General features: G+C 57.5%; 14 protein-coding genes. 6 read left to right on the top strand and 8 right to left on the bottom strand.

All coding sequences use genetic code 11. The annotated features are described in order from the left end of the window. Positions 1–210: 210 nt before the first annotated feature. On the bottom strand, positions 211–792 hold the full coding sequence (locus tag LPW13_RS09605) for a superoxide dismutase (protein ID WP_230434934.1): 582 nt from the start codon (positions 790–792) through the stop codon (positions 211–213). A gap of 284 nt (positions 793–1,076) precedes the next feature. On the opposite strand from LPW13_RS09605, the gene LPW13_RS09600 reads away from it, so the two are divergent. Then, entirely contained in the window at positions 1,077–1,823 is a 747-nt protein-coding gene (locus tag LPW13_RS09600) for a hypothetical protein (protein ID WP_230434933.1), read from the top strand. A gap of 318 nt (positions 1,824–2,141) precedes the next feature. Next, positions 2,142–3,650 (top strand): fumarate hydratase, encoded by a 1,509-nt coding sequence (locus LPW13_RS09595; RefSeq protein WP_230434932.1) that lies wholly within the window; start codon positions 2,142–2,144, stop codon positions 3,648–3,650. A gap of 79 nt (positions 3,651–3,729) precedes the next feature. On the opposite strand, the gene LPW13_RS09590 is transcribed toward LPW13_RS09595, so the two are convergent. Next, the gene (locus tag LPW13_RS09590; protein WP_230434930.1) at positions 3,730–5,511 is read right to left on the bottom strand and encodes a DUF885 domain-containing protein; all 1,782 of its coding nucleotides are present in this window, start codon (positions 5,509–5,511) and stop codon (positions 3,730–3,732) included. A gap of 312 nt (positions 5,512–5,823) precedes the next feature. Here LPW13_RS09590 and LPW13_RS09585 point away from each other — a divergent pair, with 312 nt between their 5' ends. Together LPW13_RS09585 and LPW13_RS09580 are read left to right on the top strand one after the other, a co-directional pair. Continuing rightward, the gene (locus LPW13_RS09585; protein ID WP_230434928.1) at positions 5,824–6,168 is read left to right on the top strand and encodes a 4a-hydroxytetrahydrobiopterin dehydratase; all 345 of its coding nucleotides are present in this window, start codon (positions 5,824–5,826) and stop codon (positions 6,166–6,168) included. A 74-nt stretch (positions 6,169–6,242) separates the two neighbouring features. Continuing rightward, positions 6,243–6,470: a DUF1272 domain-containing protein gene (locus LPW13_RS09580; protein ID WP_230434927.1), complete on the top strand. Its 228-nt coding sequence runs from the start codon at positions 6,243–6,245 to the stop codon at positions 6,468–6,470. A gap of 42 nt (positions 6,471–6,512) precedes the next feature. Here the strand turns inward: LPW13_RS09580 and LPW13_RS09575 are convergent, their stop codons facing one another. Further along, complete coding sequence (locus tag LPW13_RS09575; RefSeq protein ID WP_230434925.1) at positions 6,513–7,280, bottom strand: TlyA family RNA methyltransferase; 768 nt, start codon at positions 7,278–7,280, stop codon at positions 6,513–6,515. A gap of 161 nt (positions 7,281–7,441) precedes the next feature. Here LPW13_RS09575 and nhaA point away from each other — a divergent pair, with 161 nt between their 5' ends. After that, entirely contained in the window at positions 7,442–8,857 is a 1,416-nt protein-coding gene (nhaA, locus tag LPW13_RS09570; protein ID WP_230434923.1) for a Na+/H+ antiporter NhaA, read from the top strand. Between the two features lie 96 nt (positions 8,858–8,953). After that, positions 8,954–10,006 (top strand): alpha/beta hydrolase, encoded by a 1,053-nt coding sequence (locus LPW13_RS09565; protein ID WP_230434921.1) that lies wholly within the window; start codon positions 8,954–8,956, stop codon positions 10,004–10,006. A 27-nt stretch (positions 10,007–10,033) separates the two neighbouring features. On the opposite strand, the gene LPW13_RS09560 is transcribed toward LPW13_RS09565, so the two are convergent. The 5 genes from LPW13_RS09560 to mltF all read right to left on the bottom strand — a co-directional run bounded on the left by LPW13_RS09560 (position 10,034) and on the right by mltF (position 14,805). Next, positions 10,034–10,432 (bottom strand): hypothetical protein, encoded by a 399-nt coding sequence (locus LPW13_RS09560; protein ID WP_230434919.1) that lies wholly within the window; start codon positions 10,430–10,432, stop codon positions 10,034–10,036. 98 nt (positions 10,433–10,530) lie between these two features. Continuing rightward, complete coding sequence (gene dld / locus LPW13_RS09555) at positions 10,531–12,246, bottom strand: D-lactate dehydrogenase (protein ID WP_230434917.1); 1,716 nt, start codon at positions 12,244–12,246, stop codon at positions 10,531–10,533. Further along, a complete protein-coding gene (locus tag LPW13_RS09550) occupies positions 12,247–12,546 on the bottom strand; it encodes a PepSY domain-containing protein (RefSeq protein ID WP_230434916.1) in 300 nt (99 codons plus the stop codon). A 68-nt stretch (positions 12,547–12,614) separates the two neighbouring features. Then, positions 12,615–13,085, bottom strand: a complete 471-nt coding sequence (locus LPW13_RS09545; protein WP_230434915.1) for a hypothetical protein — start codon at positions 13,083–13,085, stop codon at positions 12,615–12,617. Between the two features lie 247 nt (positions 13,086–13,332). After that, positions 13,333–14,805, bottom strand: a complete 1,473-nt coding sequence (gene mltF / locus LPW13_RS09540; RefSeq protein ID WP_230434914.1) for a membrane-bound lytic murein transglycosylase MltF — start codon at positions 14,803–14,805, stop codon at positions 13,333–13,335. Positions 14,806–14,975 lie beyond the last annotated feature (170 nt).

Genomic DNA, 14,975 nt, shown 5'->3' with positions numbered 1-14,975 from the left:
GGGTAGCTCCGGAACGTAAAGTGCGTAATTGGATAATTATTGAGGTTGCAAGTTGTAGCCAGTTTCGCCGCCTGATGCAAATCCTCACTACTGCCTGCGCCTGACATGTGAAGCGCGCTCACCTGCTGGCCCTGTGCGCGGGCCTTAGAATCCTGGACACAAAAAAAGCGGGCCGGAGCCCGCTTTCTACGAATCACTGCACGGGGCAGATCATGCGAAGTTCTGGTTGACGAACTCCCAGTTCACCAGTGCCCAGAAGGCTTCCATGTACTTCGGACGCGCGTTGCGGTAGTCGATATAGTAGGCGTGTTCCCATACATCGCAGGTCAGCAGCGGGGTAACGCTGTCGTCGGTCAGCGGGGTTTCCGCATTGGACGTGTTGACGATGGCTACGGAACCGTCGGCTTTCTTCACCAGCCAGGTCCAGCCGGAACCGAAGTTGTTCACCGCGCTGTTGGTGAACTCTTCTTTGAATTTGTCGAAGGAACCGAAGGCTGCATTGATGGCTTCCGCCACTGCGCCGCTCGCTGCGCCGCCGCCGTTCGGGCTCAGGCAGTTCCAGTAGAAGGTGTGGTTCCAGATCTGAGCAGCGTTGTTGAAAACGCCACCGGAGGAGGACTTGATCACTTCTTCCAGAGACTTGTCAGCATCCGGGGTGCCGTCGAGCAGACCGTTCAGTTTGTCGACGTAAGTCTTGTGGTGCTTGCCGTAGTGGTACTCCAGGGTTTCCTGGGAGATGTGCGGCTGCAGGGCATCCATAGCGTAGGGGAGTTCGGGGAGAACATGTGCCATGATTCATTCCTTCCTTTTTCCGAGACCCGGCCCGACTGCATGCGGACCGCAGGTCAGTTATTGGTGGGACGCATTCTACACGCGGTTGATGTCATTATTAAGCGGGTGGACTGGCCAAAATGATGATAAAAACTCAATTGCTGCTGTCTCAGCAGCTAGCCTGATAATAGACGCCGGTTACTTTTTCGTCAGTTTTTGATATAACTGCCGCAGGAATCTACCCAATTTCAGACCCGGCCTGGACCACCAGACGCCGCGGCAGGCAATAGAAGCAGGATAGACACATGCAACGCAGAGAACCGACCCTGGATGGCAGCAGCGCCTCGCTGGATCCCGAGATTGGCAATGGCCCCATTGGCGGGCAGCGCCATCGCGGCAACCCCGCGCCGGCGCCCGATCCGGTAGAGTCATCCGGTGGGGGCTCCTCCTTTCTGACGATTGTCGCGCTGATGTTGGGACTGGCTGGTCTCGGTGCAGCGGGCTTTCTGTATAACGAAGGCCAGAAGACCAACGCCGAGCTGGCGGCGGCAGAGCAGCGCATTGTGCAGCTGGAGAAGCGTTTCGAGATGTCCGGTGAAGAGTCCGCGGCATCCGTCGAGGTGTTGGGCGCGAAAGTGAAAGAAAACCTCTCCGAGATCAAAAAGCTGTGGGGGGTCTCCTACGATACCAACCGCAAGAGCATCGCTGCCAACAAGGCTGCTGCTGCATCCGCCAAGCAGGAAGTGGCTGCATTGTCCAAAAAGGTCAGTGGCGTGGAGAGCGGCCTGAAAAAGGTTGCCGCACTGGAAAGCGAGCTGGCCGCGCTGAAGAAGTCTACGGTTAGTGCGTCTCGGGAAACGCAGGACAAGGTGGGGAGCCTGGAGCGTCAGTTGAACTCCGTGCGAGCGGACCTGACCGCGCGCGTTGGCGCCAACGAAGAGGCGGTGCAGTCCATCGATACCTATCGTCGTACCGTGAACAAGGATCTGGTTCAGCTGCGGGATGCGATTCGTAGCCTGCAGTCCAGTTCCAGTACGGCTTCTGCGCCCTAGTATCACCTGACCCCCGTTTATTGGCGGTGCCGCTGACGGGTACGTGCTTCTGAGACACGCCGTGAACCCATCCATGGGGGCTCGGCTGCGGCCGTCCTGGCCGCAGACGGTCTCAGAAGCACGTACCCGTCATCGCCCCCTTCGCCCTAAGTTCTGTGCCGTATTCAGATATGGGTATTTTTTGAGAAATGGCTTCCATATCGCCTGTTAATAGTTCTCAATTCCATCTTTCTTTCGTGCAATTCGCACAATCCAACACCCGCCATTATTTCGTGTAAAATCGCCGCCTTCGAGACGTGACGACAACCGGAGCCGGCAATGACAACTATCCGTCAGGACGATCTGATCGACAGCGTGGCCGACGCGCTGCAGTTCATCTCTTACTACCATCCCCAGGATTTTATCCAGGCCCTCAACCAGGCTTATGAGAAAGAAGCCAACCCGGCGGCGAAAGACGCCATGGCGCAGATCCTGATCAACTCCCGAATGTGTGCCCAGGGCCACCGCCCCATCTGCCAGGACACCGGCATTGTGACCGTGAAACTGAAAGTGGGCATGAACGTACAGTGGGACGCGGAGATGAGCGTGACCGACATGGTCAACGAAGGCGTGCGCCGTGCATACAACCATCCGGATAACGTCCTGCGCGCTTCCATCCTGGAAGACCCGGACGGTGCCCGCAAGAACACCGGTGACAACACCCCGGCCGTGATTCACTACGAAATTGTGCCGGGCGACACTGTCGAAGTGTACGTGGCAGCCAAGGGCGGCGGCAGTGAGGCCAAGAGCAAGTTCGCCATGCTGAACCCGTCCGACTCCGTGGTGGACTGGGTGCTGGACGTGGTGCCGAAGATGGGCGCTGGCTGGTGTCCGCCCGGCATGTTGGGTATCGGAGTGGGCGGTACCGCGGAGAAGGCGATGCTGCTGGCAAAAGAGTCTCTGCTGGACCCGATCGATATCCAGGATCTGCAGGAGCGCGGTGCCTCCAACCGTGCCGAAGAGCTGCGCCTGGAGCTGTTCGACAAGGTCAACAAGCTGGGTATCGGCGCCCAGGGCCTGGGTGGTCTTACCACCGTGCTGGATGTGAAAGTCAAAGACTTCCCCACCCACGCTGCCAACAAGGCCGTGGCCATCATCCCCAATTGTGCTGCCACCCGCCATACCCACTTCACCCTGGATGGCTCCGGCGCTGCGCGCCAGACGCCACCGAAACTGGAAGACTGGCCGGAAATTACCCGCGAGGCGGGCGGTAATACCCGTCGCGTAAACCTGAATGAAGTGACCGCAGAAGACGTACTCAGCTGGCAGCCCGGTGACACCCTGCTGCTGAACGGCAAAATGCTTACCGGCCGCGACGCTGCGCACAAGAAAATGGTGGATATCCTCGCCAAAGGCGAAAAGTTGCCAGTAGACCTGACCGGTCGCTTTATCTACTACGTGGGCCCGGTAGACCCGGTGCGCGAAGAAGTCGTTGGCCCCGCCGGCCCCACTACCGCCACCCGCATGGACAAGTTCACCCGCACCATGCTGGAAGAGACCGGCCTGCTGGGCATGATCGGCAAGGCAGAGCGCGGTCCCATTGCCATTGATGCGATCCGCGATAACAAAGCGGTGTACTTGATGGCCGTTGGCGGCGCTGCGTATCTCGTCGCCCAGGCGATCAAAAACTCCAAGGTCATCGCATTCCCGGAACTGGGAATGGAGGCCATCTACGAGTTTGACGTGGAAGATATGCCGGTGACAGTGGCCGTGGACAGCAACGGTGAATCGGTGCACAACACCGGCCCGGTGATCTGGAAAGCGAAGATCGAAGAGGGTGCGGTTTAATCGCCACTCACCAGTAAAGAAAATCGGCCGCATGAAGCGGCCGTTTTTTATTGAAAAAAACGGTGGATGGGCTGTGCTTTTATTTCGGTTCGACCTCCGCCATCATCAATTCCCGGATTACCGGCACCGGTGCATTGCCGTAGCTCAGGAATTTCTCGTGAAAAGTTTTTAAATCAAACTTGTCACCCAGCTTCTCTTTGTAATCTGCCCGCAGCGTCATGATATCCATGTAGCCGGCGAAATAGCTGGTGAGCTGGACCTGGCTCAGGGTGGCCCGGCGCCATTTTCCCATCGCTTCCGCTCTCTGCTGAAAGCCCTGATTGATCATCAGGTCCAGCGCTTCCTGTTCCTGCATGCCTTTGACCTGGATCGAATAGTCGAGAATGGTATTGATCACCGTGCGCAGGTGCCATTTGTAATACATCATCCACAGTTCCGGCTGGAAATCGCCGTAGCCGGCTTCCAGCATCATACGCTCGGCGTATACCGCCCAGCCTTCGATCATGGCGCCATTACCGAGGATACTTTTGATCAGGCTGGGGGACTCGTTGGCATAAACCAGCTGGGTGTAGTGGCCGGGGATGGCTTCGTGAATGTTGAGCACCTGCATCAGGTAGGTGTTGTATTCCCGCAGCAGGCTCTCAGCGGTGTCATCTTCCATTTCCGCAATGGGCATTACGTTGTAATAGGTGTTTGCCTTCTTGTCATAGGGACCGGGGGCATTGATGGAGGCCACTGAGAAGCCACGCATGTACGGTGGTGTGGTGCGAACGCGCAGTGGCTTTTCTTTGTCCAGAGACAGGAGGTCGTGTTCGCTGACAAACGCTGCCAGCTCGGGGATCTGTTCTTCTACTTTCTGTTTGAAGTTTTCCTTGGTGGCGTGATTGAGGGACAGTTTTTCCAGAATCTGGCGGATTTTCTCCAACCGATCTTCCGGTGCTTCCTCTCCTTCAAAGGTTTTTGGCCACAGCTTGTCGGCGAGCTCTTCCATTTTATCGTGTAACCGCCCCTTCTCCTTCAGCGCCAGCTCGTAGAGCTGTTGTGGGTTCAGCGTACTCTGAATGTCATAGCCATATTTCTGTGCATAAAGTTTTTTACCGATCCGATAATCCCGAAAACCGTCTTCTTTCTCCAGCTTGGCATGTAACATCTGTAGAAAGGTGATGTATTCCTCGATTGCCTCGCGGGCGGCATCGATACTCTGATTGAATTGGTCCTTTTCTGCATTGGACAGGCCGCTGGCTGCGACCTTTTCCCTCAGCTCGTCGTCAAATGTCGACATGGCGCCTTCATTCTGTTGAATGGCCAGAATTAGTTGCGGGGCGGCCGGTGTCTTTATGTTTTGCTGTGCGGCCGCATAGTAAGCGGGCACTTTCTGAAGCCGTTTGCTGAAAGTCCGCAGGCGCTCATCCAGAGGGGCATATTCGGTGTTCAGAATGGTTTCGAAGCCGTGGGAGACGTTGTAGATTGACGGGTCCCACTCATAGTTCTTGAAAGTCTTCTGCTTCCAGATGAGCTTGTTGAGGAAGCTGATGATGAGCGAGAGATCAGTGCGCGCGTCGTCGTCCATCTGTGCCGGATTCAGTTTGGTCAACTCATGCAGGTAGCTGTTGGCAAATGCGCGCACCTTGCGGCGGTGATCCGTATCGGGAACCGCCAGCTGATCGGCGACGTCATAGTACCCGGTATGGATGGCCCAGGTGGGGAACAGCTGCCACATGCGCTCGATCATCTGTTCGCTGATCCTGTCCAGGGCTTTTTGGGAGAGGGTATTCGGTGGATGGGCTGTATTCGCTTCCAGCTTCCGTTCCTGATTGGCAGGGGCGCTATCGTCTGTGGTGGATGTCAGATCATCCGACATGTGCGATTCGACGCCCCGTGGTTCAGGCTCTGGCGCAGATTTCTGTTCGCAGCTCCAGATGATCACTAACAGAGCAGTAATGCCTGCCAGCCTGGCGGCAGTTGTCTTGCCGTGAATAGACATAGGGTGGCTTCCTTGAACTGACCAGTATTCAGCATAGTTGTCTCACCAGTCGCGTCCTGGCAGAGCAAAGTTTTGTGTGACTCGGGTCGCCTTGTACGCCTCCGGGGGGGCGATTACAGTTGAGAATCTGCGAATTTGTGGCCGAGTACCACGAATCGCATCACCAGTTTTTATATACAGGAGACTGCAATGACCGAATTGGCACAACAGGAATGTGAGGCCTGCCGCGCAGATGCACCGCTGGTAAGCGATGACGAGCTGGCAGAGCTGATTCGCGAGATTCCGGATTGGACACCAAAAACTCGGGACGGCGTAATGCAGCTGGAACGGGTGTTCAAGTTCCGCAACTTCAAGCAGGCGTTGGCGTTCACCAACCGGGTGGGCGAGATCGCGGAGGAAGTGGGCCACCACCCGGCGCTGCTGACCGAGTGGGGTAAGGTAACTGTGACCTGGTGGAGCCACGAAGCGGGCGGTCTGCACAAGAATGATTTCATTATGGCCGCGAGGACCGATCAGCAGGTTGACGCGTCCTGAGGTTGTACGGTGTCCGGGCGGGCCAGGGATGTCCCGCCCGGACACCGGTAACTATCACTACGGGAAGGACCTACATGTTGAAAATGAAGCCGGCCTGCGAGCGCTGCAATACGCGTCTCGGCCTGATTGACGATGCCTTTATCTGTTCTTTCGAGTGCACCTTCTGCCCGACCTGCAGCGAAGCACTCAATGCCAATTGCCCCAACTGCAATGGCAATCTCGTATTGCGCCCCACGCGGCGTTCCTCTCCCACGGAAGTGGCGAAATCCGGCTTCAAGGCCAAGCTGGAAAAAATTCTCTGATCTTGACCGGTGCATGTTCTCGAACAGGCCGGTCCGCGTCTGCTAATTGCCCGCTGTCTTGTTTTGTGCCCACAGGAGAAATTCGCGATTGCCATCGCCGCCTTTGATTGGGCTGTCGATGTAGGCATGTACCTGTAAACCCAGGCTGTGACACAGTGCGCTGATGGATTGCTCGACCTGGATATACAAACTGGTATCGCGCACCAACCCCCCTTTGCCGATTCCCTCCGGCCCCACCTCAAACTGGGGTTTGACCAGGCTCAACAGGTGGCCCCCGGGTTTCATCAATACCGGTAACTGCGGCAGGATCAGCGTCTGAGAAATAAACGACACATCCATCACAATGGCGTCAAAACCATCATCTCCATAAGGGGCAATCTGACTGGCATTCAGGTGACGCGCGTTTAAAGACTCAAACAGGTGCATACGCGGGTCATTGCGGAGTTTCTCGGCCAGCTGGTCACGACCTACGTCAACCCCGACCACCAGCGCGGCGCCGCGCTGCAGCAGGCAATCACTGAAGCCGCCGGTAGAACAACCCACATCCAGTGCATGCCAGTCGGTGGGATTGAGGCCGGTATGGTCGAGTATCCCCGCGAGCTTCAGGCCGGCGCGGGAGACGTAGCGATCCTCTGGTAATGCTTCGACGCGGATAAGCGTTTCTTCACTCACGGGCTGGCTGGCTTTGCCAGCCGGACGCCACTGCTGGCCATCGGAGAGAAATACACGGCCGGCATCAATCAGTTTCTTTGCATGGGTGCGGGAATTGGCCAGCTGTTGCTGCACAAGCAGGATATCCAGGCGGGTCATGGGGTCTCTTGGCTTTGCTCTCGGTTGGTTTTGGTCGTGCTTTGGTTCCCGACAGGGGGAATCTAAAATGGGCAGGATTGTACGGGTTGAATGGCGTAACCAAGGCCATGCTACCCTGTGCTCTGCATTCTGAGAAGCCGAAGAAAAAGGATAGTCATCTAATGGCGAAAAACGTTCTGAGCAAATTCAGGATCCGTAAGGGCAAGGTCTTTGAAGCACCACTGGAAAATGCCTTTGGTCGCCTGGTAACCCCGTTTGAGGAGTTCATTCATCGCCAGAGCAGCAGTGGTCTACTGTTGATGGCCTGTGCCATAGCGGCATTGATTATTGCCAACACAGGATTAAAAGAAGAATACAAGCATATCCTGCACATGCCCGCTGGCTACTCTTTCGGGGACTGGTCGCTCAGCATGAGCTTCCACCACTGGATCAATGATGGGCTGATGGCCATCTTCTTTCTGCTGGTGGGACTGGAGCTCAAGCGGGAGTTTCTTGTCGGCGAGCTGGCAGAGATGAAACACGCAGTGCTGCCAGTCCTGGCGGCCATTGGCGGTATGGTGGTACCGGCATTGATCTACATCGCGTTCAATGGGGGTACCGAGGCAGCCCGCGGCTGGGGGATTCCCATGGCCACGGATATTGCCTTTGCGGTCGGCTGTATCGCGTTACTGGGCAACCGGGTGCCCCGCGCGGTGGTCACCTTCCTGGTGGCGCTGGCAATTGTGGATGACCTGGGCGCGATCCTGGTGATCGCAATCTGGTACACGGAAGATGTGAATACCACCGCGCTGATGGCGGCCATTGGCATTGTGGTGGGCATGTGGCTGCTGAAAGTGGCGGGTGTGCGCAAGGCTCCAGCCTATCTGTTTATGGGGGTATTGCTCTGGTATGCGCTGTACGTGACCGGCGTCCACGCGACCCTGGCCGGGGTGATCACTGCAATGGCGATTCCCGCGCGGCCGAAATACGACCCGGTCGCGTTCAGCACCTTTGTCAAAGATATCATCCGCAGTTTTGATCGCTGTTTCCGTCCCGGCGATAAAATCATCGCCAACGATGCGCTCCGGGCGCGCGTGGGGGCGCTGGACAATGGCGTGCAGATGGTGCAGTCCCCACTGCAACGGATGGAAACCCGGCTACATACCCCGGTGGCTTTTCTGATCGTGCCTATATTTGCGTTGGCGAATGCCGGGATTCCCGTCGATAGCTTTACCAGTTATACCGCGGTCTTTAATCCGTTGACGCTGGGGGTAATTTGCGGGCTGGTATTTGGCAAGCTGATCGGCATCGTTGGCGCCACCTGGATCGGCTGGAAGCTGGGACTGGGCGAGCTGCCGAAGTCTGCCAGTTTCCACCATATTATCGGTGTGGCCCTGTTGGGCGGGATCGGTTTTACCATGTCCATATTTATCTCTGAGCTGGCCTTTGCGGGCAATGAAGAAATGCTGATCCAGGCTAAGGCTGGTGTTTTGCTGGCTTCCCTGATTGCGGGAGTAGCCGGTTTCCTGATCCTGCATCGCGCACCGGTGGAACAGACGGCAGATACAAGTGGCGAGGTGGAAACCGCGAAACAGTAGCAGAGTCGAGCACTAGGAGGCACAATATTGGTCAGTCCGGTTTCCTGCTTTGGGTAACCAGGTGTAATCTCATCAACAGAATAAGGAGAGCACTCGATGACAGGGGAACGTAGTGGCCGGCTATTGGATATACCCATACACGGTGCGACACCGTCGTTTTACTGGAAAACCGCCCTGTGCTGGAGTGCTTTGCCGCTGCTCTCACTGGTGGTATTCCTTGTCTGTGCCCCCGGTATCGCGCTGGCAAAGGCCGATTTTCCGGTAGATGACTCCTTCAATATCCATGCCGCGTACGAAAAAGAGCGCAAGTACCGTCCGTATATCTCCATCGCCCGTCAGCAGCCCGCAGAGGATGTGTTGGTGGAGCGTAACCGCGTTTATAGGCAGGTTAATGAGCGGGCTTTGCGCCTGGACCTGTTCCGCCCCGGGTCAGGTACGTCGAGCCCTGCTGTCTTACTGGTACACGGTGGCGGCTGGCGCTCTGGCAACAAAACCCTGCAAGAGCCGATGGCCGTCTACCTCGCCAATCAGGGCTTTGTAACCGCGACAGTGGAATACCGGCTCTCCATGGAAGCCAAATATCCGGCAGGGGTACAAGACATCAAATCGGCGCTGTGCTGGATGCACCGCAACGCGGAGGAGCTGGGGATTGATCGCCAGCGAATCGCCATACTCGGTGCTTCTGCCGGTGCGCAGCTGGCGACTCTGGTGGGGGTGACACCGGGGCTGCCGGTCTACAGTGATGGCAGCGACCGGGAATGCGAAACCGTCGCTGCCATCGTCAATATCGATGGTGTGGTCAGTTTCACCACACCCATGGCGCTCAAGCACGAAAATGCCCCGCATAAGAATCCGTCCGCCGCCGGCTACTGGTTCGGCGGTACCTACGAGGAGGTGCCGGATCTGTGGCGGGAGGCGTCGCCGCTGGAGTATGCCGGTGCCGATTCACCGCCGACCCTGTTCGTCAACAGCAGCAATCCACGGTTTCACGCCGGGAGGGCACTGTACCGGGAGCAGTTGCGTGCGGCGGGTATTGTTACCGAGGTCAAGACCTTTCCTGATACCCCGCACCCTTTCTGGCTTTTTGATCCCTGGTTTGAGCCCGCGGCGGAAAAAGTCAGCGACTTTCTAAGCAAGCAGCTTCAGTAGCGGGGGCGAGCTGGACGGGCGGATGAATCAGAATTCATCCGCAAGTTGATAGTGATTACACCGATTATTGCAGTAGGGCCGGTCCGAACGCAGGGCGCCGGATTCCGGGTGCACCGTCAGTTGGCGTTTCTTGTTGCCGTACATGGCCACCACATTCCAGTACCCGCCACTGAAGTGGATCTGGCTGAAAGAGTGGAATCCCAGTTGCCGCAAACGCACCTGCACTGCGCCCGCGCTGAGGGCGATCTCCGACGGCGTGCTGCCATCGAGGTCGGGGCCGTACAGCTGCTGTGGAATCTGGCTTTGTGCCGGGCCGTAGGGCTCCAGATCCCCGGCTGTGAATGGGCCGGGCTGCTGGGCGCTGACGCCACTGGCAAGTCCCGCCAATAGGATGGTGAGCAGTGAGGCAGATGCGGCAAACTGCATGGTGTTCCCCAAGTTGCCATTATCAGTGTATTGATAAGGTGGGGAGGGTGAGATGCCAAGAAATTAGTCGCCGTCGTGAATGCTGGGGGATTCCGCGGTTATCCGCAGTTGCAACAGCGCCGGTTTTTGTCGGTTTTCCCGATACCCGGATTGAAGGTGTTGGTGGGGTCAAGCTGTTGGTAAAACTGGCGCTGGGCCTCGGATGCTTGATACAGGTGGCCGACGTTGTGCTCGGCAGGGTAGCGGGCGCCGCGCTGGTCCAGCAGTGCCAGCATTGCGCGCTTTACCGCGTCTGTGTCAGCGCCTTTTTTCAGGATGTAATCCTGATGGAAAACATTACACAGGAAATGTCCGTAGTAGAGCCGGCGTTCCAGCAGGTTGGCAATTTCTGGGGGTAACTGCTCTTCCCACTCCATGTCATTGCGGCGCAGGGCGATGTCCAGTGCCAGCAGATCCCCCACTGCTTTGTGATGTACGTTCTGGTAGCGGATGGCTGCGCCGGCGGAAACAAAGCGGTGCAGCAGGGCTTTTGCGGCTTCCTGCGCCGTACATTCAAAATAGTTACCGCTGTTCTCCGCACAATCGAAAAAAGTGCTGAGCCATTGCTTTGCTGGCTCGATACCGTCATCGGCCATTTTCAGAATCAGGTGATGTGTGTAAGCTCCGCGGTACCTGAGTACTCTGCGTGGGAGGTGCTGCGGCAGCAGTTTGCTGGCCCACTGTAAAATACGTTCACTGAGAAAGGCCGGAAGAAACCGGCGCTTTTCCAACCACGCATCAATCCTACCTTTAGCGCTGAAAAACTGCGGCATATTTCGCGTGCCGAGTTTTTCAATGATGTAGAAACTGTCTTTACCGTAGCGGGCGGCGAGATCGAACATGTCCCGGTGCAGGTATTCCCCGAGTACCGGCAGTTCCGGTAGCTCGGATAGTAATCCGCGTCGCAGGCGGGCAAATACGGCGGGATCATTGCTGCCGATGTAGAACGTCTGGGTCTTCTGATGTACCGGAAAGGTATCCAGCCGTACCGCGAATACAGCGATTTTCCCGGCACATCCGCTGGATTCATACAGTCTGCGGGGGTCGCCATTGAAACGGGAGGGGGAGTCTGCATCCACGTCGCGAATCCGCGCTACATATTCCCGGTCGGAAGCCATCGGCGGTTTGCCCGTTTTGCCGGCAGCCGGAGTATCTCCAGGGAGAAACTTGCCCTGGTCCAGATTGCGCAGCATCTCTTCCGGTGTTTCCCCCAGATCGAGCCCCAGGTGATTGATCAATTCCAGTTTTCCCACCTCATTGACTCGCGCGTACATCGACAGCTCGGTATAAGCGGGGCCGCGCTGACACAGGGCGCCGCCTGAATTGTTGGCGATACCGCCGATGATGGAGGCGCCGAGACAGGATGAGCCGATTTCGGAGTGGGGGGCACGCCTGAGGGGTGCGAGGATTTTTTCCAGTGCGTGCAGTGTGGCACCGGGCAGGCTGACTATCTGTTTTCCGTCCTGCAACAGGTGAATGCTGTCCATGTGCAGGGTATTGATAATGATGACGGGGCGATCGTACTCGCCACTGGGGGTTGAGCCTTCGGTCAGTCCGGTGTTCGCGGCCTGCATGATAATGATGGCATTGGCATCGACGCAGGCTTGCAGTGCCTGCCACATGGCGGTCAGTGTGCGTGGAAACAGGACCGCGAGTGCGGGACCGCCGCCGGAGCGGAACCCTGTGCGGTAGTGCTCGGTGCGCTGTGGATCTGTGACCACGTTGTCGCGACCGAGCAATACCTGTAGTTGTTGAAGTAAATCGGGCGGGGACATTCAATCCTTATCGCGTTTCATGGATTTCACTTCGCCACTGTTAGGGTCCACTTTCAGATCGAACTTTTCGCCATTTTTGTAGGCGTCGACCTCCCACAGTCCGCGCTCCAGCGAGACGTCGGTGATCGGTGTATAGCCCTGCTGTTCCAGCTTGGTCAATACCATCGAAAGTGCCATGGCACCGGCGGGCGGCTTTCCATCGGCATTGGCGTTGGTGGCGAGCAGCCCGAGGCTGCCGACAGCGATGAATACACTGGCGGCCAACGGGGCTAAGGGTGACAAGGTTCCTATCATTTTCATACGGATTCTCTTGGTTCAGGAGTGTATGAATCTGCAGATTGTGCAGTTTTACGCTCGAGCAGACAGGTTCACTCGGTTTTCTGCAACCGCTGTTGGACCATCATGCACCATTCATCACTGCCACCGTCCGGGCCATGAGCGCCGTCGCCGCCGGTCAGTTTGTCCACGGCCATAAACCACTCATCGCTGCCAACGTCCGGCAGCCCTGTGGGGTACTGTTCTGCAATCATTTCGCTACTGGTCGCCAGTACCTGGTTGTTTACCCACTCAAACCATTCTTTGGTACAGATCAGTACCTCGTCACTGTCTCCGGTGGCAGCAGCTGCTCCGGTGTTACTGTCGTCACTTCCCGTGGTGTCGTCGGAGGTGTCGTTTTCATCGATGACGACGGTGTCGTCCATCGATTGATCACTGGTTGGTGTGTCGGTTGGTTGCGTATCGGGATCGTGGGTTTCCGATTTCCTGTCACAGGCTGCCAGGGCGAGGATGGATGCCAATGTAATGATCAGTAAGTGACGGGTAGGGGCTTCTTTACACATATTCGCTTTGCTCACCGTTGTGGATGTTCAGGATTGTGTTTGCTCCGGGCATTTTTGCGCAAGAGCATTTGCTTGAGGTCAAGACCGGCCTGCCTGTAAGCATAGGATGATTTTTGCGACTTGCACGGAATGTGGATCCACTTCCGAAAAAAAATTGGCATTGTGGCTGCCAGCGCGGTGAGTGACGAAAAGAGGAGGGGCGACGTGGCAGCGCTACAGGCGGGGCTTCCCGCCTGTAGCGGGAAGGTCAGAGGGCGGAAGCTGAGGCGCCGGTTTCCGCCTGATTAGCATCGGCGATAGCTTCGCCGGCATCATTGGCGGCGGCGAGACGCTGCTGTTCAATGCGGTTGTTCCAGGTCAGCAGCGCCTGGTAGTGACGGATGTTCTGTACATAGGTCACCGGCTCCCAGCCGCGGGCGTAGCCGTGTTTGAGGTGCTTGTAGTACTGGCGCTTGGCCAGCAGCGGCAGGTGATTGCGCACGTCGGACCAGCGGTCGGGGTTGCCGCCCAGTTGTTGGGTGAGTACGCGGGCGTCTTCCAGGTGGCCGTAACCGACGTTATAGGCTGCAAGGGCCATCCAGGTGCGGTCCGGCTCACGAATACGCGCGGGGATCTTGTCGCGTACACGGATGAAATATCGCGCGCCACCTTCAATGCTTTCGATCGGATCCAGGCGGTTAACGCCCATTTCGCGGGCGGTAGCGCGGGTGAGCATCATCAGGCCGCGGACTCCAGTAGGGGACTTGGCCCGGGGGTTCCAGTGGGATTCCTGATAACTCAGCGCCGCCAGCAGCTCCCAGTCGAGGTCGTAACTGGTGGCGACCCGCTCCATCTCTTCCCGCCAGCGGGGCAGGCGTTCGCGGGTCATCTGGGCAAACGTTTGGGCACCGCCCACATTCATCTTGCTGACGTGGCCAAAGTAGAGCTCTCGCAGCTCTGCCACCAGGCCGCTGGTGTTGGCTCGCAGCATGAAGTTGCGCGCGGCGCGGTAGAGCGTGTCGTCATCACTTTTCGGGAAGGCCCAGGAGACCGGCTGGAACTGGGTCAGGTTGAAAGCGATATGGGTGTTCGGATACAGGCCGCGGTGCACCGCATAGGCGTTTGAATCCACCATCGCGTAGTGGTACTCGCCTTCGTTGACCATCTCTACCAGCTCCATGGCATCGACGTCGGAGATTTCCTTCCACTGCAGGTCCGGGTAGCGTACCGCCAGTTTGCGCAGTTTTTCCGCGTGTGCAGAGCCGGCAATGACGGCAATGGTTTTACCGGCCAGATCCGCTACGCTGCGCGGGCGGGCTTCGCCCAGGCGGTAGATGACCTGTTGGCGCACTTCAAAATAAGACGGGGCAAAGCGTACCTGGTCACGGCGCTCGGAGGTGACGGTAAGGCCCGCAGCCGCCAGGTGGGCGCCAGAGTCCGGGTTCTGTAGCTCCAGAAACAGGTGGGAGAGGTCGTGTACGTCGCGAATTTCCAGCGTCACGCCCAGCTCATCGGCAAATGCCTGCAGCATGCCGTACTCAAACCCGGTGTAGTGGCCGTTGGCATCTTCGTAGTAGGTGGTGGGGCCGTTCTGGGACAGGACCACGAGCCTGCCGGCAGCCTTTACCTGCTCCAGCGTGCTGGGCGCCTTACTGGCCACCAACAGGGAGGCGCAACAGGCGAGCGCGACGCCCTTTACCAGGCGGCGGCTGTAGCGCAACAGTCGGCTTTTCATGATCATAGGCGGTCCCCTCGAATCCATTCGTTAGCGTTATTTATACGCAGAGTGCTGGCGCCGGATTCCTGGCCAGGATGGTTACTCTGCTGCGGGTGCGATCCGTTGCACCTCGCTCGAATGCTTTGCCTTGGTACCTGACTTGGTGCCTGATAAGCCGGGAGGCTAAATTTTGA

This window comes from Microbulbifer celer (assembly GCF_020991125.1).
Taxonomy (GTDB): domain Bacteria; phylum Pseudomonadota; class Gammaproteobacteria; order Pseudomonadales; family Cellvibrionaceae; genus Microbulbifer; species Microbulbifer celer.
Note: the sequence above shows the minus strand (reverse complement) of the source record. Positions and strands in the feature narration are given on the sequence as shown.

Coding starts and splice junctions, on each gene's coding strand:
- LPW13_RS09605 (WP_230434934.1), bottom strand. CDS start 792: ATGGCACATGTTCTCCCCGAACTCCCCTACGCTATGGATGCCCTGCAG.
- LPW13_RS09600 (WP_230434933.1), top strand. CDS start 1,077: ATGCAACGCAGAGAACCGACCCTGGATGGCAGCAGCGCCTCGCTGGAT.
- LPW13_RS09595 (WP_230434932.1), top strand. CDS start 2,142: ATGACAACTATCCGTCAGGACGATCTGATCGACAGCGTGGCCGACGCG.
- LPW13_RS09590 (WP_230434930.1), bottom strand. CDS start 5,511: ATGTCGGATGATCTGACATCCACCACAGACGATAGCGCCCCTGCCAAT.
- LPW13_RS09585 (WP_230434928.1), top strand. CDS start 5,824: ATGACCGAATTGGCACAACAGGAATGTGAGGCCTGCCGCGCAGATGCA.
- LPW13_RS09580 (WP_230434927.1), top strand. CDS start 6,243: ATGTTGAAAATGAAGCCGGCCTGCGAGCGCTGCAATACGCGTCTCGGC.
- LPW13_RS09575 (WP_230434925.1), bottom strand. CDS start 7,280: ATGACCCGCCTGGATATCCTGCTTGTGCAGCAACAGCTGGCCAATTCC.
- nhaA (WP_230434923.1), top strand. CDS start 7,442: ATGGCGAAAAACGTTCTGAGCAAATTCAGGATCCGTAAGGGCAAGGTC.
- LPW13_RS09565 (WP_230434921.1), top strand. CDS start 8,954: ATGACAGGGGAACGTAGTGGCCGGCTATTGGATATACCCATACACGGT.
- LPW13_RS09560 (WP_230434919.1), bottom strand. CDS start 10,432: ATGCAGTTTGCCGCATCTGCCTCACTGCTCACCATCCTATTGGCGGGA.
- dld (WP_230434917.1), bottom strand. CDS start 12,246: ATGTCCCCGCCCGATTTACTTCAACAACTACAGGTATTGCTCGGTCGC.
- LPW13_RS09550 (WP_230434916.1), bottom strand. CDS start 12,546: ATGAAAATGATAGGAACCTTGTCACCCTTAGCCCCGTTGGCCGCCAGT.
- LPW13_RS09545 (WP_230434915.1), bottom strand. CDS start 13,085: ATGTGTAAAGAAGCCCCTACCCGTCACTTACTGATCATTACATTGGCA.
- mltF (WP_230434914.1), bottom strand. CDS start 14,805: ATGATCATGAAAAGCCGACTGTTGCGCTACAGCCGCCGCCTGGTAAAG.